The organism is Kitasatospora sp. NPDC056800 (assembly GCF_042789775.1).
Classification (GTDB): Bacteria; Actinomycetota; Actinomycetes; order Streptomycetales; family Streptomycetaceae; genus Kitasatospora.
Genome location: NZ_JBHUAL010000016.1, coordinates 1 through 26,496, shown reverse-complemented (window position 1 = coordinate 26,496; position 26,496 = coordinate 1). Strand labels below are relative to the sequence as shown.

The 26,496-nt window shown below is 74.7% G+C and carries 19 protein-coding genes; 11 read left to right on the top strand and 8 right to left on the bottom strand.

What is annotated here, in order from left to right; translation table 11 throughout:
- Nucleotides 1-418 precede the first annotated feature (418 nt).
- Nucleotides 419-1,753, bottom strand: coding sequence for a PLP-dependent aminotransferase family protein (locus tag ACFRQN_RS05775; RefSeq protein ID WP_380738526.1), 1,335 nt, complete (start codon nucleotides 1,751-1,753; stop codon nucleotides 419-421).
- Nucleotides 1,754-1,916: 163 nt separating this feature from the next.
- Here ACFRQN_RS05775 and ACFRQN_RS05770 point away from each other — a divergent pair, with 163 nt between their 5' ends.
- Nucleotides 1,917-2,717: a crotonase/enoyl-CoA hydratase family protein gene (locus tag ACFRQN_RS05770; RefSeq protein WP_380738524.1), complete on the top strand. Its 801-nt coding sequence runs from the start codon at nucleotides 1,917-1,919 to the stop codon at nucleotides 2,715-2,717.
- A gap of 53 nt (nucleotides 2,718-2,770) precedes the next feature.
- Nucleotides 2,771-3,541, top strand: coding sequence for a GNAT family N-acetyltransferase (locus ACFRQN_RS05765; protein WP_380738522.1), 771 nt, complete (start codon nucleotides 2,771-2,773; stop codon nucleotides 3,539-3,541).
- A 178-nt stretch (nucleotides 3,542-3,719) separates the two neighbouring features.
- On the opposite strand, the gene ACFRQN_RS05760 is transcribed toward ACFRQN_RS05765, so the two are convergent.
- Nucleotides 3,720-4,640 (bottom strand): LysR family transcriptional regulator, encoded by a 921-nt coding sequence (locus ACFRQN_RS05760; protein ID WP_380738520.1) that lies wholly within the window; start codon nucleotides 4,638-4,640, stop codon nucleotides 3,720-3,722.
- A gap of 381 nt (nucleotides 4,641-5,021) precedes the next feature.
- The gene (locus ACFRQN_RS05755) at nucleotides 5,022-5,513 is read right to left on the bottom strand and encodes an HPP family protein (protein WP_375875281.1); all 492 of its coding nucleotides are present in this window, start codon (nucleotides 5,511-5,513) and stop codon (nucleotides 5,022-5,024) included.
- A 178-nt stretch (nucleotides 5,514-5,691) separates the two neighbouring features.
- Between ACFRQN_RS05755 and ACFRQN_RS05750 the strand changes: the two genes are divergently transcribed.
- Nucleotides 5,692-6,909, top strand: coding sequence for an amidohydrolase (locus tag ACFRQN_RS05750; protein WP_380738517.1), 1,218 nt, complete (start codon nucleotides 5,692-5,694; stop codon nucleotides 6,907-6,909).
- A 131-nt stretch (nucleotides 6,910-7,040) separates the two neighbouring features.
- On the opposite strand, the gene ACFRQN_RS05745 is transcribed toward ACFRQN_RS05750, so the two are convergent.
- The 3 genes from ACFRQN_RS05745 to ACFRQN_RS05735 form a co-directional block, all read right to left on the bottom strand.
- The gene (locus ACFRQN_RS05745) at nucleotides 7,041-8,420 is read right to left on the bottom strand and encodes an erythromycin esterase family protein (protein ID WP_380738515.1); all 1,380 of its coding nucleotides are present in this window, start codon (nucleotides 8,418-8,420) and stop codon (nucleotides 7,041-7,043) included.
- A 217-nt stretch (nucleotides 8,421-8,637) separates the two neighbouring features.
- Complete coding sequence (locus ACFRQN_RS05740) at nucleotides 8,638-10,272, bottom strand: amidohydrolase (protein ID WP_380738513.1); 1,635 nt, start codon at nucleotides 10,270-10,272, stop codon at nucleotides 8,638-8,640.
- Between the two features lie 86 nt (nucleotides 10,273-10,358).
- Entirely contained in the window at nucleotides 10,359-11,030 is a 672-nt protein-coding gene (locus ACFRQN_RS05735) for a TetR/AcrR family transcriptional regulator (protein ID WP_380738511.1), read from the bottom strand.
- A 72-nt stretch (nucleotides 11,031-11,102) separates the two neighbouring features.
- Between ACFRQN_RS05735 and ACFRQN_RS05730 the strand changes: the two genes are divergently transcribed.
- From ACFRQN_RS05730 to ACFRQN_RS05710, 5 genes are all read left to right on the top strand, one after another.
- Entirely contained in the window at nucleotides 11,103-12,548 is a 1,446-nt protein-coding gene (locus ACFRQN_RS05730; protein WP_380738509.1) for a purine-cytosine permease family protein, read from the top strand.
- A gap of 1,665 nt (nucleotides 12,549-14,213) precedes the next feature.
- Nucleotides 14,214-15,449, top strand: a complete 1,236-nt coding sequence (locus tag ACFRQN_RS05725; RefSeq protein ID WP_380738507.1) for a glycosyltransferase — start codon at nucleotides 14,214-14,216, stop codon at nucleotides 15,447-15,449.
- Between the two features lie 225 nt (nucleotides 15,450-15,674).
- A complete protein-coding gene (locus tag ACFRQN_RS05720) occupies nucleotides 15,675-16,400 on the top strand; it encodes a DUF6461 domain-containing protein (protein ID WP_375875288.1) in 726 nt (241 codons plus the stop codon).
- A gap of 620 nt (nucleotides 16,401-17,020) precedes the next feature.
- A complete protein-coding gene (locus ACFRQN_RS05715) occupies nucleotides 17,021-18,625 on the top strand; it encodes an alpha/beta hydrolase (RefSeq protein WP_380738505.1) in 1,605 nt (534 codons plus the stop codon).
- Nucleotides 18,626-18,779: 154 nt separating this feature from the next.
- Complete coding sequence (locus ACFRQN_RS05710; protein WP_380738504.1) at nucleotides 18,780-19,505, top strand: DsbA family protein; 726 nt, start codon at nucleotides 18,780-18,782, stop codon at nucleotides 19,503-19,505.
- 80 nt (nucleotides 19,506-19,585) lie between these two features.
- Here ACFRQN_RS05710 and ACFRQN_RS05705 read toward each other — a convergent pair whose 3' ends face one another.
- On the bottom strand, nucleotides 19,586-20,179 hold the full coding sequence (locus tag ACFRQN_RS05705) for a DUF1707 domain-containing protein (protein WP_380738503.1): 594 nt from the start codon (nucleotides 20,177-20,179) through the stop codon (nucleotides 19,586-19,588).
- Nucleotides 20,180-20,604: 425 nt separating this feature from the next.
- Here ACFRQN_RS05705 and ftsH point away from each other — a divergent pair, with 425 nt between their 5' ends.
- From ftsH to ACFRQN_RS05690, 3 genes are all read left to right on the top strand, one after another.
- A complete protein-coding gene (gene ftsH / locus ACFRQN_RS05700; protein WP_380738502.1) occupies nucleotides 20,605-22,704 on the top strand; it encodes an ATP-dependent zinc metalloprotease FtsH in 2,100 nt (699 codons plus the stop codon).
- A 66-nt stretch (nucleotides 22,705-22,770) separates the two neighbouring features.
- A complete protein-coding gene (gene nadE, locus ACFRQN_RS05695; RefSeq protein WP_380738501.1) occupies nucleotides 22,771-23,610 on the top strand; it encodes an ammonia-dependent NAD(+) synthetase in 840 nt (279 codons plus the stop codon).
- A 179-nt stretch (nucleotides 23,611-23,789) separates the two neighbouring features.
- The gene (locus tag ACFRQN_RS05690) at nucleotides 23,790-24,560 is read left to right on the top strand and encodes an SDR family NAD(P)-dependent oxidoreductase (RefSeq protein WP_380738500.1); all 771 of its coding nucleotides are present in this window, start codon (nucleotides 23,790-23,792) and stop codon (nucleotides 24,558-24,560) included.
- Between the two features lie 22 nt (nucleotides 24,561-24,582).
- Here the strand turns inward: ACFRQN_RS05690 and ACFRQN_RS05685 are convergent, their stop codons facing one another.
- Nucleotides 24,583-26,256 carry a DUF885 domain-containing protein gene (locus ACFRQN_RS05685; RefSeq protein ID WP_380738499.1) on the bottom strand — a complete coding sequence of 558 codons (1,674 nt, stop codon included), beginning with the start codon at nucleotides 26,254-26,256 and terminating at the stop codon, nucleotides 24,583-24,585.
- Nucleotides 26,257-26,496 lie beyond the last annotated feature (240 nt).

Sequence of the window (26,496 nt, the reverse complement as noted above, 5' to 3'; positions counted from 1 at the left end):
TGCCACTGGGGCGTTAGCGCCTCGGCCCGGTGCAGGTGCTGGCGTCGGAAGTCGACGGGGCTGAGTGCCGGTGTGACCGGTGAGTGTGTCCCCTGCCAGCGAATGCCGTGTTTCTCCGGTCTGTGTAGCTGTGGCGGCAGCCCTCGGAGACCGCCACGGCTGGCTGGTGGTGGCGGAGTGGGAAATCGGACCCGTAGACGTACGTGCGGGCGTGGGGGATCAAGTGGGGCTTGTCAGGTGGGGATGGGGCGGGTCCTTGTGGGCGGGGTGGCGTGGGAAGTCGGCATGGCCGACTTCTGGTGCGGTTGTGGTGAGAGCGGGTCGGGTGGGGCCTGATGTGCTGTCGGCGCTCGGTATGGCCGGGTTGTGGTGGCGGAGTGGGAAGTCGGGGCCGTCGGCTTTTGGTGGTGGGGGGGGGTCAGGGGGCGATGGCTTCGAGGGTGGTGCGGAGGTGGGTGAGGACGGTGGGGAGGGTGGGGAGTGGGGGTGTGGCGAGGGCGAGGCGGAGGGCGTTGGGGTGGTGGGGGGTGGTGGCGAAGGCGTCGGCGGTGGAGATCAGGATGCCTTCGGCGGCCAGGGCGGCGGCTGCGTGGTCGGGGCGCTGGTGGGGTTCGAGGGTGAGCCAGAGGATGTAGGAGGTGGGGTGGGCGGTGGTGGTCAGGCCGGTCAGGGCGGTGCGGGCGATGGACTGGCGGGCGGCGGCGTCGGTGCGGCGTTCCTGTTCCAGCCGGGCGACCGTGCCGTCGGTGAGCCAGCCGGTGGCGAGGGCGGTGATCAGGCCGGGGGCGCCCCAGGCCGCCGCGCGCAGGCTGGTGGTGGCGGCCCGGAGCAGGTGGTCGGGCAGGACGGCGAAGCCGAACCGCAGGCCCGGTGCCACGCTCTTGGAGAGGCCGGCCAGGTAGCAGGTGTGTTCGGGGGCGAGGGCGTGCAGGGGCGGGGGCGGGGCGGCCTCCAGGAAGGCGTAGGTGCCGTCCTCGATGAGGGTGAAGCCGTGGTCGGCGGCGAGCCGGACGAGGCGTTCGCGCTGTGCCGGGGCGAGCACCCAGCCGAGCGGGTTGTGGACGGTCGGCTGGGTGTACACCGCCCGTACCGGCCGGGTGCGGCAGAGCCGGTCGAGTGCGTCGAGGTCCGGGCCGTCGGCGGTGACCGGGACGGGCGCCAGGTCCAGTCCGTGGGCGGCGGCGAGCAGTTTGATGCCCGGGTAGCCGAGCGCGTCCACGGCGAGGACGTCCCCGGGGCGGGTGAGCGTGCGCAGGACGCAGTCCAGGGCCTGTTGCGCCCCGCTGGTGAGCAGGACGTTCTCGGGTGCGGTGTCGATCCCGCGGTCCAGCAGGTGGGTGGCCACCGCGGCCCGGTCGTGCCGGTGGCCGCCCGGCGGGTGCTGGCGCAGCAGGGCCTCGGCGTCGCCCGAGGAGGCGAGCGCGCGCAGGGCCTGCCGCAGCTGGTCGCCCTGCCCGGGGGAGAGCGGCTGGTTGAAGGAGAGGTCGGCCACCCGGGGCACGGGGAGCGCGCGGGAGGGTTCGAGGCCGTCGTAGCCGGAGCGCAGCCGGACGAAGGTGCCGCGGCCCTGCTCGCCCACCACCAGCCCGGCGGCGGCGAGTTCGGCGTACACCCGGGTGGCGGTGGCGAGGGCGATCCGCCGCTCGCGGGCGAGGGTGCGGTGGGTCGGCAGCCGGGTGCCGGCCGGGAGCGCGCCGGAGCGGATGGCGGTCGCGTACTCGTCGACGATGGCCTTGTAGGAGGGCGGTCGCACGGGTCACCTGCCCTTCCGGGGAGTGGACGGTCCGGGCACGGGCGTGCACAGGCGTGGACGGGTGCGTACCGGAGTGTATCCAGGACAATAAGTGGATTGTCCTGGGCCGGTGTTCCTAGCCTCGTCACATCCAGCAGCGAGGCCAGGAACGGAGCACGCGCCCATGACCATCCGCAGCGAGCGGGACCGGCACGTCGTCACCCTCACCATCGACCGGGAGAAGAAGCTCAACGCCCTCGACTACCCGACGATCGACGCGCTGCTCGCCGAGCTCGACCGGATCGACGCCGACGACACCGTCCGCGCCGTGATCCTCACCGGCGCCGGCGGGCGGGCGTTCAGCGCGGGTGCCGACATCCCGTCGCTGGCGGCCAGCATCGCGGGCGGGCCCGAGCGGGCGCTGCGCGAGTTCGTCCGGCGCGGGCACACCCTCACCCGGCGGATCGAGGAGTTCCCCAAGCCGGTCATCGTGGCCGTCAACGGCCTTGCCTTCGGCGGTGGTTGCGAGATCACCGAGGCCGCCCCGCTGGCCGTCGCGGCCGAGCACGCGACCTTCGCGAAGCCCGAGATCTCGCTCGGCTTCCCGCCGCCCTTCGGCGGCTCGCAGCGGCTGCCCCGGCACGTGGGCCGCAAGCGCGGCCTGGAGATGATCCTCACCGGTGACCCTGTCCCGGCCGCCCGCGCCGCCGAGATCGGCCTGGTCAACTCGGTCGTCCCGGCGGACGAACTGCTGGACACCGCACGGGATCTGGCCGAGCGGATCATCCGGCACGCGCCGACCGCCGTGGCCGCCTGCCTGCGGGCGGTGACCCGGGGCATCAACCTGCCGATCGACGAGGGGCTCGCGGTGGAGGCGGCGGCCTTCGCGGCGACCGTGCCGACGGTCGGTGTACGGGACGGGATCCGGCGTTTCCTGGACCGCTCGTCCTCCGGTGGCAGCTCGTCCTCCGGTGCGGAATCCTGAGGCGGTACCGGAAAGTTGTTGTCGGCGGGCGACCGGGGGCTGATCATGGCGGGATGTCGGATCTACTCGCCCGTGTGACCGCCTTCCGCGCCGCCTTCGCCCGCCGCCAGGCGGCGGAGACCGTCGAACTGCCGGAGTTCCCCGGGGTGTTCGCCGTCCGGGACGCGGCGTTCGGTCAATCGGAGGAGCACAGCCAGCTGATCGTCGAGGGTCCGGGCACCGACCCGGCGGTGCTGCCCGAGTTGGCCGCCCGGTGGTTGGGGCGCCGCCACCGGTACCGCGTCACGGTGCTGGACCCGGAGTCGGGTGAGCGGGCCGCCCCGGTGCTGGCGGCGGCGGGGTGGGAGCGGGAGAGCGTGGTGGTCCTGGCCCGGTCGACGCTCGGCTGCCGGCGGCCCGAACCGGCCGCACTCCCCGTCGAGTTGGCCGAAGTGCGGGCGGCGGTGCTGCGCCAGCAGCGGGAGTGGATCGAGGGCGAGGAGCTCGCCCGGCAGCTCACCGACCGCCGTTCCGCCCGGCTGCGCGGTGCCGAGCGGGTGCACTTCCTGGCCGCTCGGACGCCGGCCGGCGAGGTCGCGGCCTGGAGCGACCTCTATCTCGAACCGGCCGTCGGACTGGGCCAGTTGGAGGACCTGGTGACCGGTTCGCGGTACCGCGGTGCGGGGCACGGCGACACCCTGCTGGCGACCGGCCTGGCGCTGGCGGCCGAGGCCGGTGTCCCGCAGCTGTTCCTGCTCGCGGACGCGGTGGACTGGCCGCGTGAGTGGTACGGCCGCCGGGGTTTCGAGGAGATCGGGCGCGGTCACGCCTTCTACGGTCGGTGACGGTCGGGGTGCGGGGCGGTGGCACGGTCTGCTCCGCCGGCGGGAGCTGCCAAGGCAGTTGAGTTTCGAGGTGGCGCTCGCCGTGCGGGCGGGGGCCGGGTGCGCGGCCTGCCGGAGGACTTCGCCCCGCTGCGGACGGCGAGCTCCGGGTAACGGGCGGGGGCGGGGCACGACGGGGTCAGGCCGTCTCCGGATCGACGGCCGGCGGGGCTTCGCGGCCGCAGTGGGCGGCGACGGTGTCGGCGAAGGCGCGGGCGAGCGGGCCGAGGTTCTCCCAGTCCCGGACGGCCCACCCGGCGGTGAGGGCGGGCAGGTCGGGCAGCGGGAGCAGCCGCAGGCCGGGGTGGCCGGGGCCCTGCCACTGCGGGAGGGCCGGGACGACGGCGTGGCCGAGGCCGAGTTCGGCGAGCAGGATCGCGGTGTCCCAGTCCGCGACGCTGGTGTCGAAGACCGGCCGGATGCCCGACTTCCCCAGCCAGGACTCGACCTGGGAGCGGGAGACGGAGTTCTGCGGGAGTCCGATCAGCCGGGCGTCCTGGAGGTCGGCGGGCGCGATCCGGTCCCGGGCGGCGAGCGGGTCGCCCGCCGTGACGGCGAGCACCCAGGGCAGGTCGACCACCGGTTGCTGGTCGATGCCCCGGGCCGGGGCGCCGAGGGTGATCCAGGCGAGGTCGACCCGGCCGGCGTTGAGAGACTCCAGGCAGCTGCGGCTGGAGACTTCGGTCTGGAACTCCAGGCTGACCCGGGGGAAGCGCCGTCGGAAGTCCACCACGGCCGCGGACATGAAGTGCCGGATGCTGGTGGCCCCGGTGGTGATCCGGACGGATCCGCCCTCGCCGCGCGAGAGTTCGGCGATCCGGTGCAGCGCGTGGTCGATGCCGCCGAGGCCGGTGGCGACCGCCGTGCGCAGCAGGCTGCCCGCCGTGGTGGGGACGACTCCGCGCGGGTGGCGCTCGATCAGGGCGAGGCCGACCTCCCGTTCGAGCCGCTTCACGTGCTGGCTGACGGCGGACTGGGTGCAGTTCAGCTCGCGGGCGACGGCGCTGAGCGAGCCGGCCCGGCAGACCGCGGCGAAGACGCGGAGGTCGTCAATGGTCACGGAGACCCAAGGTATCGCTTGGAGGGGTCCCAGTAAATCGGCGGATTGACTTGGGTGTTGCGGGGGATCGATCATCGGACCAGGGCCTAGGGCGGCAACCCGCCCGCTGACCCCGCCGGCGTTCCGGACGCTGTGGCGGGAGCGGCGGGCGGGTGTCGACCCGCATCTGTTCGAGAGCAGTTCTCTACAAGAGCGGTGATGTACGACGGAGGGGCGGCGCGCCGGTGCTCGGGGTGCGTCGTGCAGGGGGCGCTCGCCGCGGCGCGGGTGGAGCGGGTGTCCGTGCCGGGTGGAACGGATGACGGCCGGGTCATCCGATCGGATGACCCGGCCGTCGGCGTTCGGCGGGAGAGTGGAGAGCCGGTCAGTACGGCGCGGCCGTCACCAGGACACGGGGTAGCGGACCGGGTGCCCGCCGATCCGGCCGGGCAGCAGGCCGATCACGACCAGCAGCCCGGTGGCCAGGACGAGCAGCGGGAGGAAGGGCACGGGATGCGGCGCCTGCAGGACCACGATCACGGCGGTGGCCGCGGCCGGGGAGTGCGAGAGGTGGGTGAGCATCATCGCGCCGAGCGAGAGCCCGGCGGCGACGGCCGCACCCCAGGTGGTGCTGCCGGTGACGGCGAGGGTGGCGAAGCCGATCAGGGCCGACATCAGGTGCCCGCCGACCAGGTTGCGCGGCTGCGAGATCGGCAGCCCGGGCGCGCCGTGCACCAGGGCGGCGCTGGCGGCCAGGGGCGGGATCAGCAGTGGCTGGTCGAGCAGTACTCCCACCCCGACCAGCAGGAGCAGGGCGCCGATGGCGAAGACGGTGGCCCGCAGGGCGTGCAGCGGGTGCCGTCCGGGCGTGGCGGCGGGCGGTGGTGTGGACATGCGTGAGCTACTCCGGACGAGGGACGGGGACCCGGAGATGATAAACAGACTGTTGAATGAAAGGTAGGACGTTTTGCCTGTCGGGCACATTCCGTCCAGGGGGCAGGACCACCCGGGGATTCAGAGCGAGCCGGGGAACCAGAGCGAGCCGCGGAACCAGAGCGAGAGAGAGCAGCCCATGACCACGCCTTCCGTCACCGTCTTCCGGGACGTTCGCCCGTACGGTGCCGCCCGGGCCGTCGACCTGATCGTCGTGGACGGCCTGCTGGCCGAGCGGGTGCCGGACGGGGCGGTGCCGGAGGTGGTCGAGGGCGGCGGCCGGATCGCGCTGCCCACCCTGGTGGACGCGCACATCCACCCGGACAAGACGGCCTGGGGCGAGCCCTGGTACAGCCGGCGCCCGGCCGGCTCGCTGCCCGAGTACGTGCAGGGCGACGTCGACCTCCACCGGCACCAGCGCACCCCGCTCGCCGAGCGGGCCCACCGGCTGCTGAGCCACGCCGTGACGCGCGGCACCCGCGCCGTGCGGGCCCACGTGGACGTGGCGCCCGCGTACGGGCTGGCCGGGGTGACCGGGCTCGCCGAGGCGCGCGAGCGGCTGGCCGGCGCGCTGGACGTCCAGCTGGTGGCCTTCCCGCAGCACGGGGTCCGGCGGACGCCCGGCGCGGGCGCGCTGCTCGCGGAGGCGGCGGCCAGCGGGCTGGTCGACGCCATCGGCGGCATCGACCCGGCCGGCTTCGACGCCGTCCCGGCCGAGGGCCCGGACGGCGAGGGGCCCGCCCAGCTGGAGCTGCTGTTCGGCCTGGCCGAACAGCACGGACTGCGCCTCGACATCCACCTGCACGACCGGGGCGAGCGCGGCCTCGGCCCGCTGCGCGAGATCGCCGCGCGGACCAGGGCGGCCGGACTGGCCGGGCGGGTGGTCGTCAGCCACGCCTTCTGCGTCCCGGAGCTGGCGGGCGCCCAGCTCGCCGACCTCGCCGCCGAGCTGGCCGAGTCCGGCGTCGGCCTCACCACCGTGGCGCCCTCGGCCCACCAGGTGCTGCCGTTCCGCGAGCTGCGGGCGCACGGGGTGCGGGTCGGGCTCGGCTCGGACGGCGTGCGCGACTCGTGGAGCCCGTACGGCAACGCCGACCCGCTGCACCGCGCGCACCTGCTCGGCTGGACCACCGACGCCCGCACCGACGAGCAGCTGGCCGACTGCTTCGCCCTGGCGGCCGACGGCGGCGCCGAACTGCTGGACCTGCCGGCCGTGACCCTGGAGCCGGGCTCGCCCGCCGACTTCATGCTGGTGACGGGCGAGTGCCTGCCGCAGGTGGTGATCGACCTGCCGGCGCGTGAACTGGTGGTCCGCGCGGGCCGGGTGGTGGCGCGGGACGGGCGGTTCACGGGCTGACGGGCGTCCGGCGGCCGGCGGCCGGCGAGGGCCTCCCCGTCGGTGGTGCGGTCGGCGGGCGCCTCCCCGTCGACCGTGCGGCCGCGCGTTGTGCGGCCCGTGCCGACGGAGAGGCGCTCCGGCGACGATGCTCAGAGGGTGCGGGCCGCGCTGGTCTCGTGGAGGTGGACCAGCGCGTCGTAGGCGGTGCCGATCGCGAGGCGCGGCAGCGGGTCGCTGCGGAACTCCGTCCCGGCGTCGTAGGTCGGGCGGGCGGTGTTCAGCCAGGACCGGGTGGCCGGCGGGGCGGAGCGCAGGTCGACGTAGTAGTCGCGGTAGCGGACCCGGTCGAGGGGGTACTCGTTCATGTCCGCGGTGGCCGGCGGAACGGTGACCGGCTTCCAGGCGGCGGCGAACGGGTCGTCCTTGGTGAGGAAGGAGCCGCGGTCGAAGGTGAAGCCGACGGCGAGGTAGTCCGCGCCGAGGGCGTCGCGCAGGTACGAGCCCTGGGTCTTGGGGTAGAGCTCGGGGTCGCTGCTCTGGTAGCCGACGTGGCCGTTGTGCGCGGACAGCAGCACCTTCCCGCCGGTGCGGCGCTGCCACCAGAGGGTGTTGTCGGTCATGGCGCGGTCGCGGAGGTTCTGCATCGCGGCCACCTCGCTGTTGTCCTCGAGGTTCATGGCGGTGAAGGTGAAGGTCTGGGCAATGCTCCGGGCGTTCTGCACCGCCCAGTCGTACGCCTCGCCGCCCTCGCCCCTGGCCGCGGTGACCAGCTCCAGGGTCTGCTGCGCCACGGCGGCGTTCTGCCGCCGCTCGGCGAGCGGGCGCGTGGTGATGTAGCCGATGGCGTCGTCGAACGGGCGCAGCCCGGCGTACAGCTGCTCCAGGCGCGGCAGCGACGCGGGGGCGGCCTCGCGGACGTAGGAGGTCACCCGGTCGAAGAGCTGGTCGCCGATGGCGGGGAAGTCCAGGTCGTCGCCGACGAAGTGGACCGGGTGCTGCGGGTGTTCGCGGTTGTGGTCGCGCATCCAGTCGATCAGGTCGGCGAACTCCTGGCGCTCCCACGGGGACTTGCCCATCGTCTCCTTGACCAGCTGCCGGGCGTCGCCGCCGGTGAGGCCCTGCACGTAGTCGTCGATCCGCAGACCGGAGGACCAACTCGTCTCCAGGGCGAAGGCGGTGAAGCCCTTCTCCTCGACCAGGTAGCGCAGGACCCGCTGCTTCATGGTGAAGAACTCGTGGGCGCCGTGCGTGGCCTCGCCGAGCCCCACCACCTTGGCGTCGCCGATCATCGCGCCCAGCGGACGCAGGTCGGTGGTCCGGCCCCCGGGCTCGGTGGACCGCAACGGGTGGGCGAGACCGTTCAGTTCGCGGACCACGGTGGATATCTGACTGTTCGTCATCTTGTCGGTGCCGGGCTGGTCCGCGTGTGCCGCCGGGGCGAGCAGGGCGGTGGTCGCGACGGCCGCCGTGGCGGCCAGCAGGGCGCGTCGACCGATGGGCTTGCCGTGCTTCTCGCTGCGTACGGTCACTTCGGGGGCTCCTCAAATTCGTCGAACCGTCAACCCGTCGGAACGGCCACGGTGGTTCGAGTGGTTCGCCGGCGAACGTGCCGGTCAATGAATAGTCGATCACCGGGGGGCTTCGGCGCGCTGAGGAGTGCCGCCGGATCGACCAGGGGGATAACCCCCGGGCGGCCCCGGCACACCCGTGCGCGGGGGTGTGCCGGGGCCGGTACCGGGTGAGGGTTCAGAGCGTGGCGGAGCGGTGGGTCGGTCGGCCGTCCAGGACGGTCAACAGGACGGGGAGGTCCGCCAGTTCGGTGGCCGGGGTGGTGAGCGGGTCGGCGGCGAACACGGTGAGGTCCGCGCGGTGGCCGACGGTGATCCGGCCCGCCAGCTGCTCCTCGCCGGCCGCGTGGGCGGCGTTGGCGGTCATCGCCAGCAGGGCCTCCAGGGCGGTGAGCGCCTGGCCGGGGTTGTGCGGGGCCTGGCTCAGGTCGCGGGTGGGGCGGCGGTGGCGGGCGCCCGCCATGACGCCCAGCGGCGGGTAGGGGGCGATCGGCCAGTCCGAACCGAGGACGACCGTGGCGCCCGCGTCCCAGAGGTCCCGGCAGCGCCACGCGCGGTCGGCCCGCTCCTCGCCGAGGCGGCGGGACCAGTTGTCGGTGTGGTCGGCCCGGGTGAAGTCGCAGCAGTGGGTGGGCTGCATGGACGCGACCACGCCCAGCTCGGCGAAGCGCCGGACCACCGCGTCCGGAACGGTCTCGATGTGCTCGATCCGGTGGCGGACGGGGGACGCCCCGTGCGTCGTCCCCCCGTCCGCCGCCGCTCCGATCGAGTCCAGGGCGTGCCGTACGGCGGCGTCGCCGATCGCGTGGGTGGCGGTCGGCACCCCGGCCTGGTGCAGCTCCCGGACGACGCGGGTGTAGTGCGCCGGATCCGGCCAGAAGGCGTGGGTGGACTCGCCGTGGCAGTCCGGGCGCTCCAGCCAGGCCGTGCCGTTGTCGATCGTGCCGTCCATGAACAGCTTCACGCCGTCCACCCGCCAGAGCCGACCGCCCCGGCCCTGCTGCCCGATCAGCGCCCGCAGCCCGTCCGCGTCCACACCGGGCTGGCACCAGGGGGCCACGCGCAGCCGCAGCGGCAACTCGCCGGCCTCGTCCAGCTCGGTGTAGAGGTCGAGGCTGTCGCCGTTGGCGTCCATCGCGTGGCCGCCGGTGAGGCCGGCGGCGGCCATGGCGCGCAGCGCGGCGGCCAGGCGGTCGCGGCGCTCGGCGCGGGTCGGCTGCGGGGCGGCGCGCTCGACCAGCTCGCAGGCGGCGTCCTCCAGCAGCAGGCCGGTGGGGCGGCCCTCGGCGTCGCAGACCACCTCGGCGGCCTGGTCGAAGCGGCGGGGACCGTCCACGCCGGCCAGCTCCAGGGCGCGCGGGCTGGCGAGCATGGAGTGGGCGTCGAAGAGCTGGAGCAGCGCCGGAACGCCGTCCAGGACGGGCGCGAGGGTGGCGGACTCCACCGGGCGGTCACCGAAGACGTTCGGGTCCAGGCCCCAGGCGTGCAGCCAGGCGCCGGGGGCGAGGCGTCCGGCCTCGGCGGCGAGGGCGGCGCGGACGCCGGCCAGGTCGGTGCAGCCGGAGAGGTCCAGGCCCTGGGTGAGCTCGGCGCCGGTGACCGGGTGCAGGTGGCCGTCCACCAGGCCGGGGGTGACCACGGCGCCCTTGAGGTCGATCACCGTGGTCGCGGGGTCGGCGAGTTCGCGGACGGTGCGGTCGTCGCCGAGGGCGGCGATCCGGCCGTCCACGACGGCGAGGGCGGTCTGCGGGAGGAAGCCGCCGGAGGCGGGGTCGAGCAGACGGGCGGAGAGGAGGACCAGGGAGGTGCGCACTTCGACTCCAGTGGTGCTTCGGGGTGGGGGCGTGGTGTCTGCGGGGCTTGAGGGGGTTGAGGGAGCTGAGGGGGCTGGGGTGGTGGTCAGGGCTGCTCGGGGGCGGGGGTCTCGGGTGCGTCCGCCGGGTCCGCAGAGGCCAGCGTGCCGTCGGCCAGGCCCAGTTCGCGTTCGGCGGTGGCGGCGGCGAGCCGGGTGGCGGCGTACGGGTCCTTGCGCAGGCCGGTGTTGGCGTGGACGGCCAGGCCGTCGATCACGACGAGGATGTGGACGGCCGTCAACACCGGGTCCGCGGTGCGGAATTCGCCCTGCTCGACCCCGGCGGCGATGACGTCGCCGAGCCGGCCGCGCCAGTCCGCCTCCTGGTCGAGCACGCGGTCGCGCAGGACGGGGCGGTAGCGGCTGAGGTGGCGGGCGTTGAGCCAGAGCCGGCTCACGTCGTCGTAGGACGGGCCGGTGGTGCGGGCGAAGAAGCGGGCCAGGTGCCGCAACGGGGACCCGTCCCGCGGGTCGGCGGGCAGCAGCGCCTCCAGTTCGGCGGTGGCGGCGCTGCCGAAGGCCTCGGCGACGAGGTCCTCCACGGCGGGGAAGTAGTGGCTGATCAGGCCGGGGCGGACGTCCAGTTGGTCGGCGATCCGGCGCAGGGTGATGCACTCCAGGCCCTCGGTGAGGGCGACCTCGGCCGCGGCGCCGACGATCTCCGCCCGGCGGTCCTCGGGGGACTTGCGAACCCTTTTGCGCTGAACGCTTGACGTCATGGGGCGGATGCTATTGAGTGTGCGACCAATAAGCAAGCAGGTGGGCACGACACCCCCACGGAGGGCCCCCGCATGACGTCCACGCTCCCGGACCACCCCCACACCTCGCCGGACCACCCGGACCACCCGGCGCACCCCGCCGCCCCGCCCCAGCGGGAACCGGGCGGCCGGGTCGAGGTCCACGGCATCGACCACATCCCCGAGACCGAGCGGCGCGGTCGCGCCCGCGAACTCTTCCCCGTCTGGGCGGCCGCCAGCGTCAACTACCTCAACCTGGTGGTCGGCGGCGCCCTGGTCCTGAGCGGCCTCGGCCTCTGGCAGGCCTTCGCCGTGGTCGTCCTCGGCAACCTGTTCTGGCTGGGCACCGGCCTGCTCGCGGTCTCCGGACCGGCCGCCGGCGCGCCCAGCGAGGTGATCACCCGCGCCATGTACGGCATCCGGGGCAACCGGGTGAACAACGCGGTCACCGGCTGGATGATCTCCGTCTGCTACTTCGCGCTGAACCTGGCCGCGGCCGCCGTCGCCGCCTTCTCGCTCGCCGGGGAGGCGGGGATCACCCCGACCACCCCGATCAAGATCGCCATCGTGATCGTGATCGTCGTACTCACCCTCACCATCAGCGTCTACGGGCACGCCCTGATCGTCCGGCTCTACCTGCCGATCACCCTCGCCCTCACCGCCGCCTTCGCCGTGGTCGGCTACGCGATCGTCACCCACGCCGACCCCGGCTGGACCCAGCCCGAACCCCTCACCGGCGGCCGACTCTGGGCGGCCGTCCTGGCCGGCGTCACCCTGATCGCCTCCGGCCCGCTCTCCTACACCACCAGTGCGGACTTCTCCCGCTACCTGCCCGCGACCACCGCCCCGCGCGCCGTCCTCGGCTGGACCGCCCTCGGCGGCTTCCTGCCCAGCGTGGTGGTCGGCGGCCTCGGCGTGCTCGGCGCCACCGCCGTCGACATGACCGACCCGCAGGCCGCCCTCCGGCAGATCCTGCCCGGCTGGTTCAACCCGGTCTTCCTGCTCTCCCTGGTGGTCGGCACCATCGCGGTCAACGCCCTCACCGCCTACAGCGCGGGCCTCGCCCTCCAGGCCGTCGGCATCCGCATCCGCCGCACCCGCAGCGTGCTGCTCGACGGCGCGGTCGCCGTCTCGCTCACGCTGTACGCCCTCCTGGTCTCCAACTTCCTCGACACCGTCAGCAACGTGCTCCAGCTGACCGTCGTCCTCCTCGGCCCCAGCACCGCCGTCTACGCCACCGACATCCTGCTCCGCCGCAACCGCTACGACGGCCGCGCCCTCGGCGACGAACGCCCCGGCAGCCCCTTCTGGTACCGCGCCGGCGTCAACCCCGCCGGCGCCATCGCCCTCACGGGCGGCGTCACAGCCGCAGCCCTCGGCGTGGACACCCTCTACACCGGCCCACTGGCCGCCCTGGCCGGGGCGGACGTCGCGCTGCCGGTCGGCATGGTGGTGGCGGCGGTCCTGTACGCCGTGCTGATGCCTCGCCGGCGGGGGTGACGCCGGTCCGGCCGCGTGCGCGCCGCAGGGCGGGTGGGCGTGCTTCCACCGCCCGGGCGGCCGGGCGCCCGGGCTGGCCGGGTTAGTGGGTGACCTGCCCGTGGCGGCCAGCTGTGGGCCGGGCGGTTGGTCGTGGGGCGGGCAGCCGATTCGGTGCCTGTCGCGGGCGGCGAGTGAGGTTCGCGCTGGGGCGTGGGCGGTTCTGCGGCTGGGCCGGGCGGGGGAGACCTCGCGCTTCCAGTAGGCGTGGTGATGGCGGATCTGTACGCCGGGCCGCTGTTTCCGCGTCGGTTGGCCGACCGGCCAGGGTGGACCTCGCGCTGCGGGTGGGCATGGTGACGGCGGTGGTGGTTCAGCACGCCGTGCTGATGCGCCGTTGGTGGGTGTGACGCCGGTCGGGGCTGCTGGTCGTGGCCCGGCTGCGCTGCCGCGGGGCGGGTTGGGTGGTGATTCCGCCGGCTCGGGGGCCGGGGCTGCCCTGTTTGCGGTCGGCCCTGAGCCGGGCGGTTGGGGGCAGTCGGTTCGGTGCTGTCGCTCGCGGCGAGTGAGGTTCGCGCCGGGGCGTGGGCGGTTCTGTGGTCGCGCTCGCCGGGGCGGACGTTGCGCTGCCGGTGGGCGAGGTGGTGGTGGTCCTGGATGCGGTGCCGATGCGTCGTTGGCGGGGGTGACGCCAGTTGGGGCTGCTGGCCATGGATTGGCTGTCCCGCCGCCGGGCGGGTGGGAGTGGGGGTGCGGTGGTGTTTCCGCCGGCTCGGTGGCCAGGCTGGCCGGGTTGGTGGGTGACCTGACCGTGGTGGCTGGCCCTGGGCCGAGCGGTTGGTCGTGGGTCGGACAGTCGGTTCGGTGCTTGTCGCTGGCGGCGAGTGAGGTCTGCGCTGGGGCGTGGGTGGTTCTGTGGCTGGGCCGGGCGGGGTGGACCTGGTGCTGCCGGTGGGCACGGTGGCGGCGGCGGGTCGTACGCGGGGCCGCCGTTTTGCGCGACGACCGACCGGCCGGGGGTCCGGCGTCTCCGGGACGGGGCCCGGGGCTGGGCGGCCCGGCTGAGGAGCCGCCAGGAACGCAGGCTCGTCCAGGACAGGCATGTTGAGGTGGGCTGCCCTGGTCAGGAGGTCTGCTGCGGGCGCCTCGGCACGCCAGTGGGGAAGAGCTGGGTGTGTGTGGCTGGGGTGAGTTCCGGGGTCCCGGGGGCGGGGTCCTGGGTGGGCGGGTCGAGTATGGGGCCGTCTGGAACAGGCGTGTTGGGATGGGCTGACCGGGCAGGTGGCCCCTGTGCGGACGGCCCGGGCGTGTGAGGTCTGGGGAAGCGGCCGATGGCGGGGCCCGGAGTGGGTGCTTCGTGACGGTGACTGCGGTGGGTGTTCCGGAGTTGACACCACGGGGGGTATGCGGCCACGCGGTAGGGGGCGGTGGCTCGCAGCGGGCTGCTCGGTGGTGGTGGTTCGGAGTGAGCGGCGCGTGGTAGGCGGCGGGTTCCGGGTGGGGATTGCTCCGGTGTGGCCGGTTCGGGGGAGTGGGTGGGACCGGGCGGCCAAAGAAAAAGGCGAGGAGAGTGAATCCCCTTGCCACTTTCAAGCTATACCGTGCCCCCGGGCTTGCGGCAAGGCCCCCGGCATGGCGCAGAATCCCCGCCGTAAGGCCATGACCTGCGGAAACGGGAGTCGTGAAATGCGTGTGTTGATGACGACCTGGGGGTCGCGCGGGGATGTCGAGCCGCTGGCGGGGCTGGCGGTGGCGCTGCGGGGGTTCGGTGCGGAGGTGCGGGTGTGCGCGCCGCCGGACGAGGAGTTCGCGGCGGTGCTGGGGCGGGCGGGGGTGCCGCTGGTGCCGCTCGGTCCGTCGGTGCGGTCGGTGGTGGCCGGCCCGAAGCCGCCGACGGCGGAGGACGCGTTCCGGCTCGCCCGTGAGCTGGTCGCCGTGCGGTTCGAGACGCTGACCGCCGCGGCCGAGGGCTGTGACGTGGTGCTGGCGACCGGCCTGATGCCGGCCGGTGCGCGGGACGTCGCCGAGAAGCTCGGCCTGCCCTACGTGCTGGCCTGCTTCCACATCCTCGGACTGCCCTCGCGGCACTCCCGGCCCGGCCGGCGGCCGGGCACGCCGTCCCCGGACGACGAGACCGACTACCGGAAGCTCTGGGAGCAGGACGCCCAGCGGGTGAACGCGCTGTACGGGGAGGCACTCAACAGCCACCGGGCGGCGATCGGCCTGCCGCCGGTGGAGAACGTCCGCGACCACGTCCTCACCGGACGGCCGTGGCTGGCGGCGGACCCGACGCTGTGCCCGTCGGAGGGCAGGACGGAACTCGACGTGGTGCAGACCGGCGCGTGGATCCTGCCCGACGACCGACCGCTCCCGGCCGACCTGGAGGCGTTCCTGGCCGCCGGTGAACCGCCCGTGTACGTCGGCTTCGGCAGCATGGCCGCGCACGCCCCGGAGGACATCGCGCGGGTGGCCGTCGAAGCGGGCCGCGCGCACGGACGCCGGGTGCTCCTGGCCCACGGCTGGGCCGGGCTCGCCGCGGTCGACGAGCACGAGGACTGCCACGTCGTCGGCGAGGTGAACCAGCAGGCCCTGTTCCGCCGGGTGGCCGCCGTCGTCCACCACGGTGGTGCGGGCACCACGACGACCGCGGCCATGGCGGGCGTGCCCCAGGTGGTCGTGCCCCGGATCGCCGACCAGCCGTACTGGGCCGGCCGGGTGGCCGAGTTGGGCATCGGCGCGGCCCATCTCGACCGCACGCCGACCGTCGACTCGCTCTCCGCCGCGCTCGCCACGGCCCTGGCGCCCGAGACCCGGGTACGGGCGGAGGCCGTGGCCGGCGGCATCCGCACCGACGGGGCGACGGTGGCCGCGAAGCTGCTGTTCGAGGCGGTGGGCAAGAAGGTACCGGCCGCGTCCCGGTGAGTGGCGGGGTGGGGCGTGTGCCGCCGGTTCGGGTGAACGGCGAAGGGTGCCAGGTGAGTTCGGCTTCGGATCGGTCTCCTTCCGATCGATCAGGGGTGGTTGGCGATCCGGGCGCGGCTGGTTCGGGCGGCGATCCGGCGACCGGCGGCCGGGTGTCGGCCGGGTCGGTTAGGGTGCCCACGGGCGCGCCCGGTCACCGCAGGCCGCGCGCGAGGGGAGGGCGGCATGACCGACGGCACGCACGGGGGAGTGGGGCAGGACGGCGACGGTATCCAGTGGCTCCTGGAGATCGGTCGGCCGAGTACCGGCCGACCGGGCACCAGCCGGTCGTCAATGGGTGGGCCCGGCACGGACGGTGAGGTCGGCGGCGTCGTCTTCGCCCGGGGGATCACGCCCGCGGAGCTCGCCCACCGGATGGGTGCCGACCCGGCCACCGCGACCGAGCCGATCAGTGACACCGAGATCCGGGACCTGGACATCGACGTCTACCGCCCCGGTGACGACGGCGACGGCGTGATCCGGGTCGGCGCGTGCGCCGGCTGGTCGTTCGCGATCGAGTACGGCGACTCCACCGGCGGTGAGCTGCTCACCGAGATAGCGCGCGACGGAGCCGAGGTGGTGCACTTCCGCCCGATGCCGGAGCGGCGGCCGGCTCTGCTGGACTACGCCCGGGACGGTGCCGTGCTGTGCGGCTTCGGCCTCGGCGAGGAGCGCTGGCGCTGGGGCCAGGAGCCGGACCTGCTGGTGCCGGACCTCGTCGCCGCCGGAGTCCTGGAGGCCGACGGCGTGACCTCCTGCGACCCCGGGCGGGAGCCCGACGGGGCCGCCCGCCGCCGCACCCTCGGCGCCGTCGAGCGGCGCTTCGGACTGAGCCTGCCCCGGGACGCCTTCGGCGGGCTGCGCCTGCCGGCGTACGCGGTGCGGGGAACCCCGGGCATGGCGTTGTACTGAGGCGGTGCGCCGGCGAAACAGCAGGAAGAGGAAGAGGGAGAGGAAGGGCAGGAACGGGAACAGCGGGGAAAGGGACGACAGAGTCAGGGCGGTCACGGGAGGCTCCTTCCCGGGCCCCATCGGCGGGGCTCCGATGGCCGTCATCCTTGCGTGCCGCCGGTCCGTCGCACATGTGCCGATCGGGAGGTTCCTGCTGCGCCGTTCCTGTCTCGACCCTGCCGATCGGCAGGGTCGAGACAGGGCGGCGACAGGGCCCGGGAGCGGAGCGAGACGTGCCCCGCCGCCACCGAGAGGCGCCGCAGCCGGGCTGGGCCGGGCCGAGCCCGTCAGTCCGAGCCCGTCGGCCCGTCAGCCGGAGCCCGTCGGCCCACCGGCCCGGCACCCGTTCGGCCGGTGGCAGCCGGTACGGCGCACGCCCCCCGTCCGGGGGTCTCCGCAGGGCATCGGCGGCCCCCGGCCCCTAGGGTCTGTGGTGCGTCGGCGAACCGGGTGCCGCGCGCACGCAGGCCCGCCAGGCGTCGGCCGCCCCGCCGTGAGCCCTCCCGCCGTGCGCCGGGGTGTCCGGCAGGCCCGAGACCGCGCGCCGGGGTGCCCGGCCGACCGAGAGGTGGACCCGCCCCATGCACACCGTCGTCCGCGGCGCCGGAGCGCTCGGCCTGACCGTCCTGCTGCTCACCGCGGCCATCGGCTGCCAGGGCGACGGCTCCTCCGCCGCCGAGCCCGCGCCGACCTCCCCGACCTCCCCGACCTCCCCGGCCACTGGGGCGGCGGCAGCCACCGGCACCGCCACCGGACTGGCCGCCCAACAGCTGGACTGGCACGCCTGCCCCGCCCCCACCGGCGCCCAGGGCGACGGCACCGCGCCCGCCGCCGACTGGCAGTGCGCCACCCTCAAGACCCCGCTGGACCACGGCAAACCGGACGGCACGACGATCGGTCTCGCGCTGATCCGCAGCCGGGCCAAGGACGAGCAGCACCGGATCGGCTCGTTGCTGTTCAACTTCGGCGGCCCCGGCGCCTCCGGCGTGGCCACCCTGCCGGCCCTGGCCGCGACCTACTCCTCCCTCAACTCCCGCTACGACCTGGTGAGTTTCGACCCGCGCGGGGTCGGCGCCAGCGACGGGGTGACGTGCCTGGACGACCGGGCGATGGACGCCGCCACCGCCGCCGACAGCACCCCCGACACCCCCGACGCAGTGAAGGCCCTGGACGACGGCAACGCCCGCTTCGTCGCCGCCTGCGAGCACAACTCCGGCGCGGTGCTGCCGTACGTGGACACCGAGAGCGCCGCGCGCGACATGGACCTGATGCGGCAGGTGCTGGGCGACCCGAAGCTCTCCTACTTCGGCATCAGCTACGGCACCCAGCTCGGCGGCGTCTACGCGCACTTGTTCCCGCAGCAGGTCGGCCGGATGGTGCTGGACTCGGTGGTCGACCCCACCAAGGACCCGCAGCAGGCCGCGCTCGGCCAGGCCCAGGGCTTCCAACTCGCCCTCGACGACTTCATGAAGGCCTGCGCCGCCCAGGTCGGGGCCGCCTGCCCGACCGGCGCGGGCGGCGACGAGGGCACCGCGAAGGTCACCGCCCTGGTGCAGAAGCTGGCGCAGTCGCCGCTGCCGACCACCCAGGGGCGGCAGCTCACCGAGAGCCTGGCGATCACCGGCATCGCGGGCGCCCTGTACAGCCAGGAGACCTGGCCCGTGCTGGCCGCCGGGCTCACCCAGGCGATGGACCAGGGGACCGGCGACACGCTGCTCCAGCTCTCCGACGCGCTGAACGGGCGCGACGCGCAGGGGCACTACAGCAACCTGAACGCCGCGAACCGGGCGATCAGTTGCGTGGACGCCAGGCAGCGCTACTCGGACCAGGACGTGCAGCAGCAGTTGCCGCAGTTCCAGGCCGCCTCCCCGGTGTTCGGGTCCTACACGGCCTGGGGACTGACCGCCTGCACTGGTTGGCCCGTCCCCGGCAAGGCCGCCCACCCGGAGGTGTCGGCGCCGGGGGCCGCCCCGATCCTGGTGGTCGGCACCACCGGCGATCCGGCCACCCCGGTGGAGGGCGCCCGTACGATGGCGCAGCAGCTCGGCGCGGGCGTCGGCGTCACCGTCACGCTGCAGGGCGAGGGGCACGGCGGCTACAACACCGGCAACCCGTGCCTGAAGCAGACCGTGGACGCCTACCTGCTGGACGGGACGGTGCCGGCGGACGGGACGACCTGCGGCTGAGCGGTCGGCGGGGCGTGCGGTGCGTGCAGGGTGTGCGGGCCGTGCCGGGCGCGCAGGGCGTGCGGGGACGGACGGCCGGGAGTGAAAGTGGCCCACTGGAGCAGCCATCGATTGGCCCTGGAGAGTGGGCCACTCTGTCACTAGTCTTCTCAGCGTGACCAACGACGTGACGAACACCGCGCCCGCCCAGCACCACCTCGACCAGCTCGCCGCCCGGCTTCCCGACCGGCACCCCGGCAACGGCCACCGGGCCGGCGACGACACCGTCAGGAACGACACCGTCAAGGTCGACTTCTACTTCGACCCCGTCTGCCCCTTCGCCTGGATAACCTCCCGGTGGATCCTGGAGGTCGAGAAGCAGCGCGAACTCGACCTGAACTTCCGGGTGATGAGCCTGTCCGTCCTCAACGAGGGCCGCACCGACCTGCCCGAGCGCTACCAGCGCCTGATGACCACCGGCTGGGGCCCCGTGCGGGTCTGCATCGCCGCCGCCGAGCAGCACGGCCCGCAGGTGCTGCGCGAGCTGTACACCGAGCTCGGCACCCGGCTGCACGACCAGGACCGGGCCGCCGACGACGCCGTCATCCGGGAGGCGCTGGCGGCGGCGGGCCTGCCGGAGGAGCTGGCCGAGGCGGCGAACAGCGCGGAGTACGACGAGGCCCTGCGCAAGAGCCACCACGAGGGCATGGACCCGGTCGGCGAGGAGGTCGGGACGCCGACCATCCACGTGGACGGCGTCGCCTTCTTCGGTCCGGTGCTGAGCGCCATCCCGCGCGGCGAGGACGCCGTACGGGTCTTCGACGGTGTGCGGCTGCTGGCCGGGTACCCGAAGTTCTTCGAGCTCAAGCGGACCCGGACGGACGCGCTCGACTTCTCCTGACCCGCCCCGGCGGAGGCCGGGCCGAGCCCGCATCGGGCGTGCCCGCACGGAGGACTGCCGCGGGCCCGGCCTGCGGCCCGTCAGCCCCGGCGGCGCTGCTTGATCCTGATCGGCCCCGACCGGGGGTGGCCGATCACGGTCAGCACCGGGGCGCCCGGCTCCGCCTGCTCGGCCGCCTTGTTGACGATGTTTCCGGTGTTGGTGCTCGACGGGTCGATCCGTACGCCCCAGCCCCGCGGGACGATCAGCCGGATGTGGCCCATGCCGGTCGATGCCTCGACCGTGATCTCCCGGTGGGGGCACACGGCCTCGGTGAAGTCGACCGTGAGCAGCGAGATCTTGGTCTCCGCGACGATCCGACGGGGCACGGACCAGCGGCCGCTCTGCACCATGTTGTTCATCCGGGGCCGGAGCGTGAGGACCTCCTCCGCCGCGGACGCCTCCCGGGCCTCCAGCCGGCCGCCGAGGTCGGCCACCAGGACGTCGAGTTCGCCGTACGTCCGCGCGGCGTAGGTGCGGTCGAGCCGCTCCTCCAGTTCCCCGAGGTCGATGCGGCCGTCGCCGGCGGCGATCCGCAACTGCTCGGCCACCGCGTCCCGGTCGCTGTCCCCGGCCCGGGGTTCCACGGCGGCCTCGGGCGTCTTGTGCGGCGCTGGCAGTTCCTCGTTGACCATGCGGCTACTCTAGGTCGCGAATCGTCCTGGTGGGCGGCTCGATCGCCAACTCCGTACGGCCCGATGATCCTTGAGCGCGGCCCGGAGGAGCGGTCGGAGGGGCAGCCGAAGGAGCGGCCGGGCGAAGGCTCCGCCGGGTGCGGTGGAGGCGCCCGGCAGGCTTCCGCAAACCGTTCGCGACGGCGCGACCCCACGTACCGGACCGGCCTTCGGCCTGCCCGAGTCCGCCTCCCGAGTCCGACGCCGTGCCCGACGCCCGTTCCCGCCTCCCGAGCCCGATCCGGCGCTGCGGGCACGTGGCGCCGAGCGGGTCGTTCTCCCCCGAGTGGACCGCTGCCACCCCCTTCAGGCTCCCGTCCGGGCGCGGAGAGTCCGACCATGGAGGGACGGAGGCTGTCCGGCCCCCCGAGAGGCGGTGAGCGTGGATGATCGCACGAATCCGGCTGCGCGCCGCCCGTCACCCCACGACCCCGCCGGGCTCCGGCCCCGACCCCGGCCCGAGGCAGGGCTGGGGCCAACCACGGGGCCCGGGCCAGGGCCCCGGCCCGGGCCGGAACCAGCGCCCCGGCCCCGGCGGCCCGGCCAAGCCCCCGCCGCCCTCGTGGCGCCGCTGGCTGCTGCCCGTCGCCGTACTGGTGACGCTGCTCCTGCTGGTGCTCTTCTCCAACCCCGGCAAGCCCGGCACCCGCTACGGCTACACCGACTTCGTGAACCGGGTCGACGCCGGCCAGGTGCAGACCGTGGACGTCAGCGACACCGGCGCGGTGAGCGGCACGCTCAAGGACGGCACCCACTTCAGCAGCCAGATCCCGACCGCCCTGGACACCTCCCAGCTCAGCAGCGCGCTCTCCGACCACCACGTGACCGTCACCGGCAGCCGGAGCAGCGGCGGCGGCTCGATCTGGTCCTCCCTGCTGCTGTTCCTGCCGCTGCTGATCTTCGGCGGGCTCTTCCTCTGGTCCGGCCGGATGGCCGCCCGTTCGCTGGGCGGCGGTCTGAGCGCCATCGGACGGTCCCGGGCCAAGATCATCGAGGCGGAGCGGCCGGACACCGGGTTCGCCGACGTGGCGGGGTACGAGGGGGTGAAGCAGGAGGTCAGCGAGGTGGTCGACTTCCTGCGCAGCCCGGAGCGGTACGCCGCCGCCGGGGCCAAGGGGCCGCGCGGGGTGATCATGGTCGGGCCGCCCGGCACCGGCAAGACCCTGCTCGCCCGGGCGGTCGCCGGCGAGGCCTCGGTGCCCTTCCTCTCGGTGACCGGCTCCGGCTTCGTGGAGATGTTCGTCGGCGTCGGCGCCTCCCGGGTGCGCGACCTCTTCGACGAGGCCCGCAAGCGCGCGCCGTCGATCATCTTCATCGACGAGATCGACGCCGTCGGCGGCCGCCGGGCGGGCGGCACCCGGCTCGGCGGCAACGACGAGCGCGAGCAGACCCTGAACCAGCTGCTCGCCGAGATGGACGGCTTCGACCAGAGCACCGGCATCGTCGTCATCGCCGCCACCAACCGCCCGGACGCCCTCGACCCGGCCCTGCTGCGCCCCGGCCGCTTCGACCGGCAGGTCACCGTCCCGCTGCCCAACCAGGCCGAGCGGGCCGCCATCCTCGCCGTGCACGCCCGCGGCAAGACCCTGGCCCCGGACGTCGACCTCGGGCGGCTCGCCCGCGGCACCCCCGGCTTCTCCGGCGCCGACCTCGCCAACCTGGTCAACGAGGCCGCCATCAACGCCGTGCGCGCCGACCGCGCCACCCTCACCGCCGACGACCTCGACACCGCCCGCGACCGGGTGCTGCTCGGCCGCCGGGAGTCCTCCAACGCGCTGCTGCCCGACGAGCGGCACGCCGTCGCGGTGCACGAGTCCGGACACGCGCTGGTCGCCGCGCTGTGCGAGCACGCCGACCCGGTCGCCAAGGTGACGATCCTCCCGGCCGGCGTCGCCCTGGGCGCCACCGAGCAGCTGCCCGAGGCCGAACGGCACTTGTACAGCGAGGCCTACCTGGTCGACCTGATCACCGTCCAGCTCGGCGGCCGGGCGGCGGAGCTGGTGGTCTTCGGCGAGGGCTCCACGGGCGCCGCGAACGACCTCGCCAACGCCACCTCGGTCGCCACCCGGATGGTCCGCGAGTTCGGCCTCTCCCCGGAACTCGGCCCGGTCGGCTACTCCAGCGGCACCCCGCACTACCTCGGCGACAACCCCGAGGACCTGCTGCGCCGCCCGTACTCCGAGCAGACCCAGCGCGCGGTGGACGAGGCGGTGGCCCGCCTGCTGCGCGGCGCCGAGCGGCGGGCCGTCGCCCTGCTCACCGACCACCGGCACCACCTGGACGAGCTGGCGGCGCTGCTGGTCGCCCAGGAGACGGTGGACGGCCGGGTGGTGCTCGACATCCTGTCGCACCCGGCGCCGAGGCCGGAGCGGCCGGTCTCGCTGCGGAAGCCGGACGGGCCCGAAGGAGCGGCGGAGGCGGGTGCGCAGGCGGCACCGGCGGACACGGACGCGCAGGCGGAACCGGGGGAGGCCCCCCGCCCGTGACGGCCGCGTCGTGGGTGGTCGTATCCTCGTGATCGCGTCACGTACCCACCGTCCCGAGGAGTCGGAATGACCGAGCCCCTGCCCGCCGACGTCCAGCGGGAGATCGCCCGTGCCCTCGGGGTCGTCCCCGTGCCGGACCCCGCGAAGGAGGCCGAGCGGCGGGTGGAGTTCCTGGTCGGCCAGGTGCGGGCCACCGGCGCGCGCAGCCTGGTGCTCGGCATCAGCGGCGGCGTCGACTCCACCACCGCCGGGCGCCTGTGCCAGCTCGCCGTCGAGCGGCTGCGGGCCGAGGGGCACCAGGTGACCTTCACCGCCATGCGGCTGCCGTACGGCGTCCAGGCGGACGAGGCGGACGCCCAGCTCGCGCTCGGCTTCATCCGCGCCGACGAGGTGCTGACCGTCGACGTCAAGCCCGCCACCGACGGCGCGCTCGCCGCCCTGAAGGCGGCCGGCCTGACCTACGGCGACCACGGCCACGAGGACTTCGTCGGCGGCAACGTCAAGGCCCGCCAGCGGATGGTGGTCCAGTACGCGGCGGCGGGCGCCAAGGGCGGGCTGGTCGTCGGCACCGACCACGCGGCCGAGGCCGCGGTCGGCTTCTTCACCAAGTTCGGGGACGGCGCGGCCGACGTGATGCCGCTGTCCGGCCTCACCAAGCGCCAGGTGCGGGCGGTCGCCGAGGCGCTGGGCGCGCCCGCCGAGCTGGTCAAGAAGATCCCGACCGCCGACCTGGAGGACCTCGCCCCCGGCCGCCCCGACGAGGACGCCCTCGGCGTCAGCTACGACGCCCTGGACGACTTCCTGGAGGGCATGCCGGTCAGCGAGGAGGTCTTCCGCACCGTCCTCGGCCACTACCGCCGCACCGAGCACAAGCGCAACCTGCCGGTCGTCCCGCCGGTGGTCTGACCGGTCCGGACGAGCGCGCCGCCGGCGCCGGGCTCCGGAGCGGTCCGCCGGGGCCGGGGGGCGAAGGCCCTCGGCGGTCTGATCATGACGTGGACGACCAGGCCCCCGGTACCGCCAGGTGACCGTGGGGCTGCCGAACATCGCCCGGCGCGTACGGGCCGAAGCCCGAGGGGGGCGGAGTGACGACGGTGGAGCGGCTCGCGGTGGTGTCCGGGGGCGGGACCGGGATCGGCCGGGCGATCGCGGCGCGGCTGGTCCGGGACGGGCACCGGGTGGTGGTCCTCGGCCGCCGGGCGGCGGTGCTGGAGCAGGCCCGGGAGGAGATCGAGCGGACCGCCGGACCGGGGCGCGTCGTGCCGGTGGCGGCCGATCTGACCGACCCGGCGGCGGTCGAGGCGGCGGCGGCCCGGATCGCCGGGCTCGGGCCGGTGGACGTGCTGGTGAACAACGCGGGCGCGATCGTCACCCCGCCCGCCGATGACGGTCTGGCCGCGCTGGCCGCCGCCTGGCGGCGGGACCTGGACGGCAATCTGCTCACCGCCGTGCTGCTGACCACCGCGCTCCAGGACGCGCTGCGGCGGCCCGGCGGCCGGCTGGTGGTGATCAGTTCGGCCGCGGCCCAGCGCGGCGGCGCGGGCCCGCACTCGGCGGGCTCGTACGCCGCGGCCAAGGCCGCGCTGCACGGCTGGGCCTTCGGCCTGGCGCGGCAGTTGGGGCCCGACGGGATCACGGTGAACGTGCTCGCGCCCGGGTACGTCGAGTCCACCGAGATCTTCGGGGCGGGCTGGAGCGAGGAGTTCCACGCGCGGAAGGTGGCCGACACCCTGGTCGGCCGGGCGGGCACCCCGGCCGACGTGGCCGAGGCGGTCGCCTACCTGGCCTCGCCGGCCGCCGGGTACCTGACCGGTCAGGTGATCGGGCTCAACGGCGGTGCGGTGCTGGGCCGTTGAGCCCGGCCGGAGGACCGCCGGCCTACTGCTCCGCGATCCAGTCCGTCACCAGCTCCTCCAGCACCCCCAGCGGCAGGCTGCCGTGCCCGATCAGCCGGTGGTGGAACTCCCGGACGTCGAACCGGGCGCCGAGCGCCGCCTCGGCCCGCTCGCGGTGCCGCACGATCTCCCGGCGGCCGATCAGGTAGGCGGTGGCCTGGCCCGGCCAGGCGATGTAGCGGTCGATCTCGTTGCGGACGTTGGCCTCGGGGGTCGCGGTGTTGGCCCGCATGTAGGCCTTCGCCCGCTCCCGGGACCAGCCGTAGTGGTGCATCCCGGTGTCCACCACCAGCCGGACCGCCCGCATCGCGTCCAGCGAGAGCATCCCGAACCGGGACAGCTCCGAGCCGTACAGCCCCATCTCGTCCGCGAGCCGCTCGGTGTACAGGCCCCAGCCCTCGACGTGGGCGGTCAGCTGGCCGCTCGGGTTCCGCCGGAACCGCGGCAGGTGGTGCAGGGTCTGCGCGACGGCGAGCTGGAGGTGGTGGCCGGGAACGCTCTCGTGGAAGGCGATCGCCTCGTACTCGTAGCTGAACCGGGTCTCCGGGCGCAGCGTGTTGATCCAGTGGGTGCCGGGCAGTCCGCCCGGGCCCGGCGGCTGGTAGTAGGCCAGCGGCGCGGTCTCCGCCTCGATCGGGTCGATCTCCCTGGTCACGCAGTCGGCGATCGGGTACGGGCGGAACCAGTCCGGGGCGGCGCGGCGGGCCCGGTCCAGCGCCCCGTCCGCCAGGGCGACGATCTCGGTCGCGCTGCCGAAGCGCAGCGAGCGGTCCTCGCGCAGCGCGGTCAGCACGGCGGCCGGGTCGGTGATGCCCAGCACCTTGCCGCCCAGCTCGGCGAACTCCTCGCGCAGCGCCGCGACGGCCTCCAGACCGATCCGGTGCACCTCCTCCGGGGTGAGCCCGGGCCGGGTGAAGCGGGCGACGGCGTCCGCGTAGCCCTCGGCGCCGCCCGGCACGTGGCAGACCCCGGCCTTGTCGTCCGGCCGGGCGCCCGGTGCCAGCCGCTGGGCCAGCCCGGCCAGGAAGCGGGCCACCGCGGGGCGGACGGCGTCGCGCACGATCGCCAGGGCGCGCTCGGACTCCGGGCGGCCGGCCAGCGGCCGCAGCAGCTTGTCCTCGGCCGGGGCGGTCGCCAGGTGGGCCTCCAGCTGGGCGACGGCGGCGTCGACCCCGCTGCGCAGCGGGTGGCGGCCCTCGGCGGCGGCGTCCAGGGTGCGGCGCAGGACGGCGTCGAAGTAGTCGGGCAGCGCGGCGAGGCGTTCCAGGTAGGCGTCGGCGCCCTCCTGGTCGATCGAGGTCATGGCGAGCGCGGTGAAGGCCTCGTTCTGCGGGGCGACGATGGTCGCCGAGACGCTGAACTCGGCCAGCCCGTGGGTGATCTGGCCGATGCCGTTGGCGAGCAGCCGGGCGAGCACCCGGTGGGTGATCCGGTCCTCGCCGGCCAGCGAGTCCAGCGGGATCGCGGCCAGCCGGGCGGTGAAGCCCAGCAGGGCCTCGCGGTGGCGGTGCGCGGCCGCGCGGGACGGGTCGGGCACCAGGTGGGCGTAGCCCTCGACCCCGCTGAGGGTCGCGTCGAACGGGTTGTGGGTGTTCTCGGCGTCGAAGAACTCCTCCGCGAGTGCGGCGAGTCCGGTGTGCTGAGGCTGTTCGATCACGGTCGCTCCCCCGATGCGGTGTACCGCGGCGCGGCGTACCGCCGTGCCCGGTCCCGCCGATTATTCGGAGCGACCGGCGGCCCGGTCAATACGCGCTGGTGGGACGGGGGTTCCGTCCCCTCCCGCCGGCGCCCGCCACGCACGAACCCGCGTACGGACCCACCTGCGAAGCCGTGGACGGACCCACTCGCGGACCGCGTACGGACCCGCGCACACGACGGTGCCGGCGTCCGTCGGAAC

Coding starts and splice junctions, on each gene's coding strand:
- ACFRQN_RS05715 (WP_380738505.1), top strand. CDS start 17,021: ATGCACACCGTCGTCCGCGGCGCCGGAGCGCTCGGCCTGACCGTCCTG.
- ftsH (WP_380738502.1), top strand. CDS start 20,605: ATGATCGCACGAATCCGGCTGCGCGCCGCCCGTCACCCCACGACCCCG.
- ACFRQN_RS05720 (WP_375875288.1), top strand. CDS start 15,675: ATGACCGACGGCACGCACGGGGGAGTGGGGCAGGACGGCGACGGTATC.
- ACFRQN_RS05770 (WP_380738524.1), top strand. CDS start 1,917: ATGACCATCCGCAGCGAGCGGGACCGGCACGTCGTCACCCTCACCATC.
- nadE (WP_380738501.1), top strand. CDS start 22,771: ATGACCGAGCCCCTGCCCGCCGACGTCCAGCGGGAGATCGCCCGTGCC.
- ACFRQN_RS05705 (WP_380738503.1), bottom strand. CDS start 20,179: ATGGTCAACGAGGAACTGCCAGCGCCGCACAAGACGCCCGAGGCCGCC.
- ACFRQN_RS05750 (WP_380738517.1), top strand. CDS start 5,692: ATGACCACGCCTTCCGTCACCGTCTTCCGGGACGTTCGCCCGTACGGT.
- ACFRQN_RS05755 (WP_375875281.1), bottom strand. CDS start 5,513: ATGTCCACACCACCGCCCGCCGCCACGCCCGGACGGCACCCGCTGCAC.
- ACFRQN_RS05765 (WP_380738522.1), top strand. CDS start 2,771: ATGTCGGATCTACTCGCCCGTGTGACCGCCTTCCGCGCCGCCTTCGCC.
- ACFRQN_RS05730 (WP_380738509.1), top strand. CDS start 11,103: ATGACGTCCACGCTCCCGGACCACCCCCACACCTCGCCGGACCACCCG.
- ACFRQN_RS05735 (WP_380738511.1), bottom strand. CDS start 11,030: ATGACGTCAAGCGTTCAGCGCAAAAGGGTTCGCAAGTCCCCCGAGGAC.
- ACFRQN_RS05725 (WP_380738507.1), top strand. CDS start 14,214: ATGCGTGTGTTGATGACGACCTGGGGGTCGCGCGGGGATGTCGAGCCG.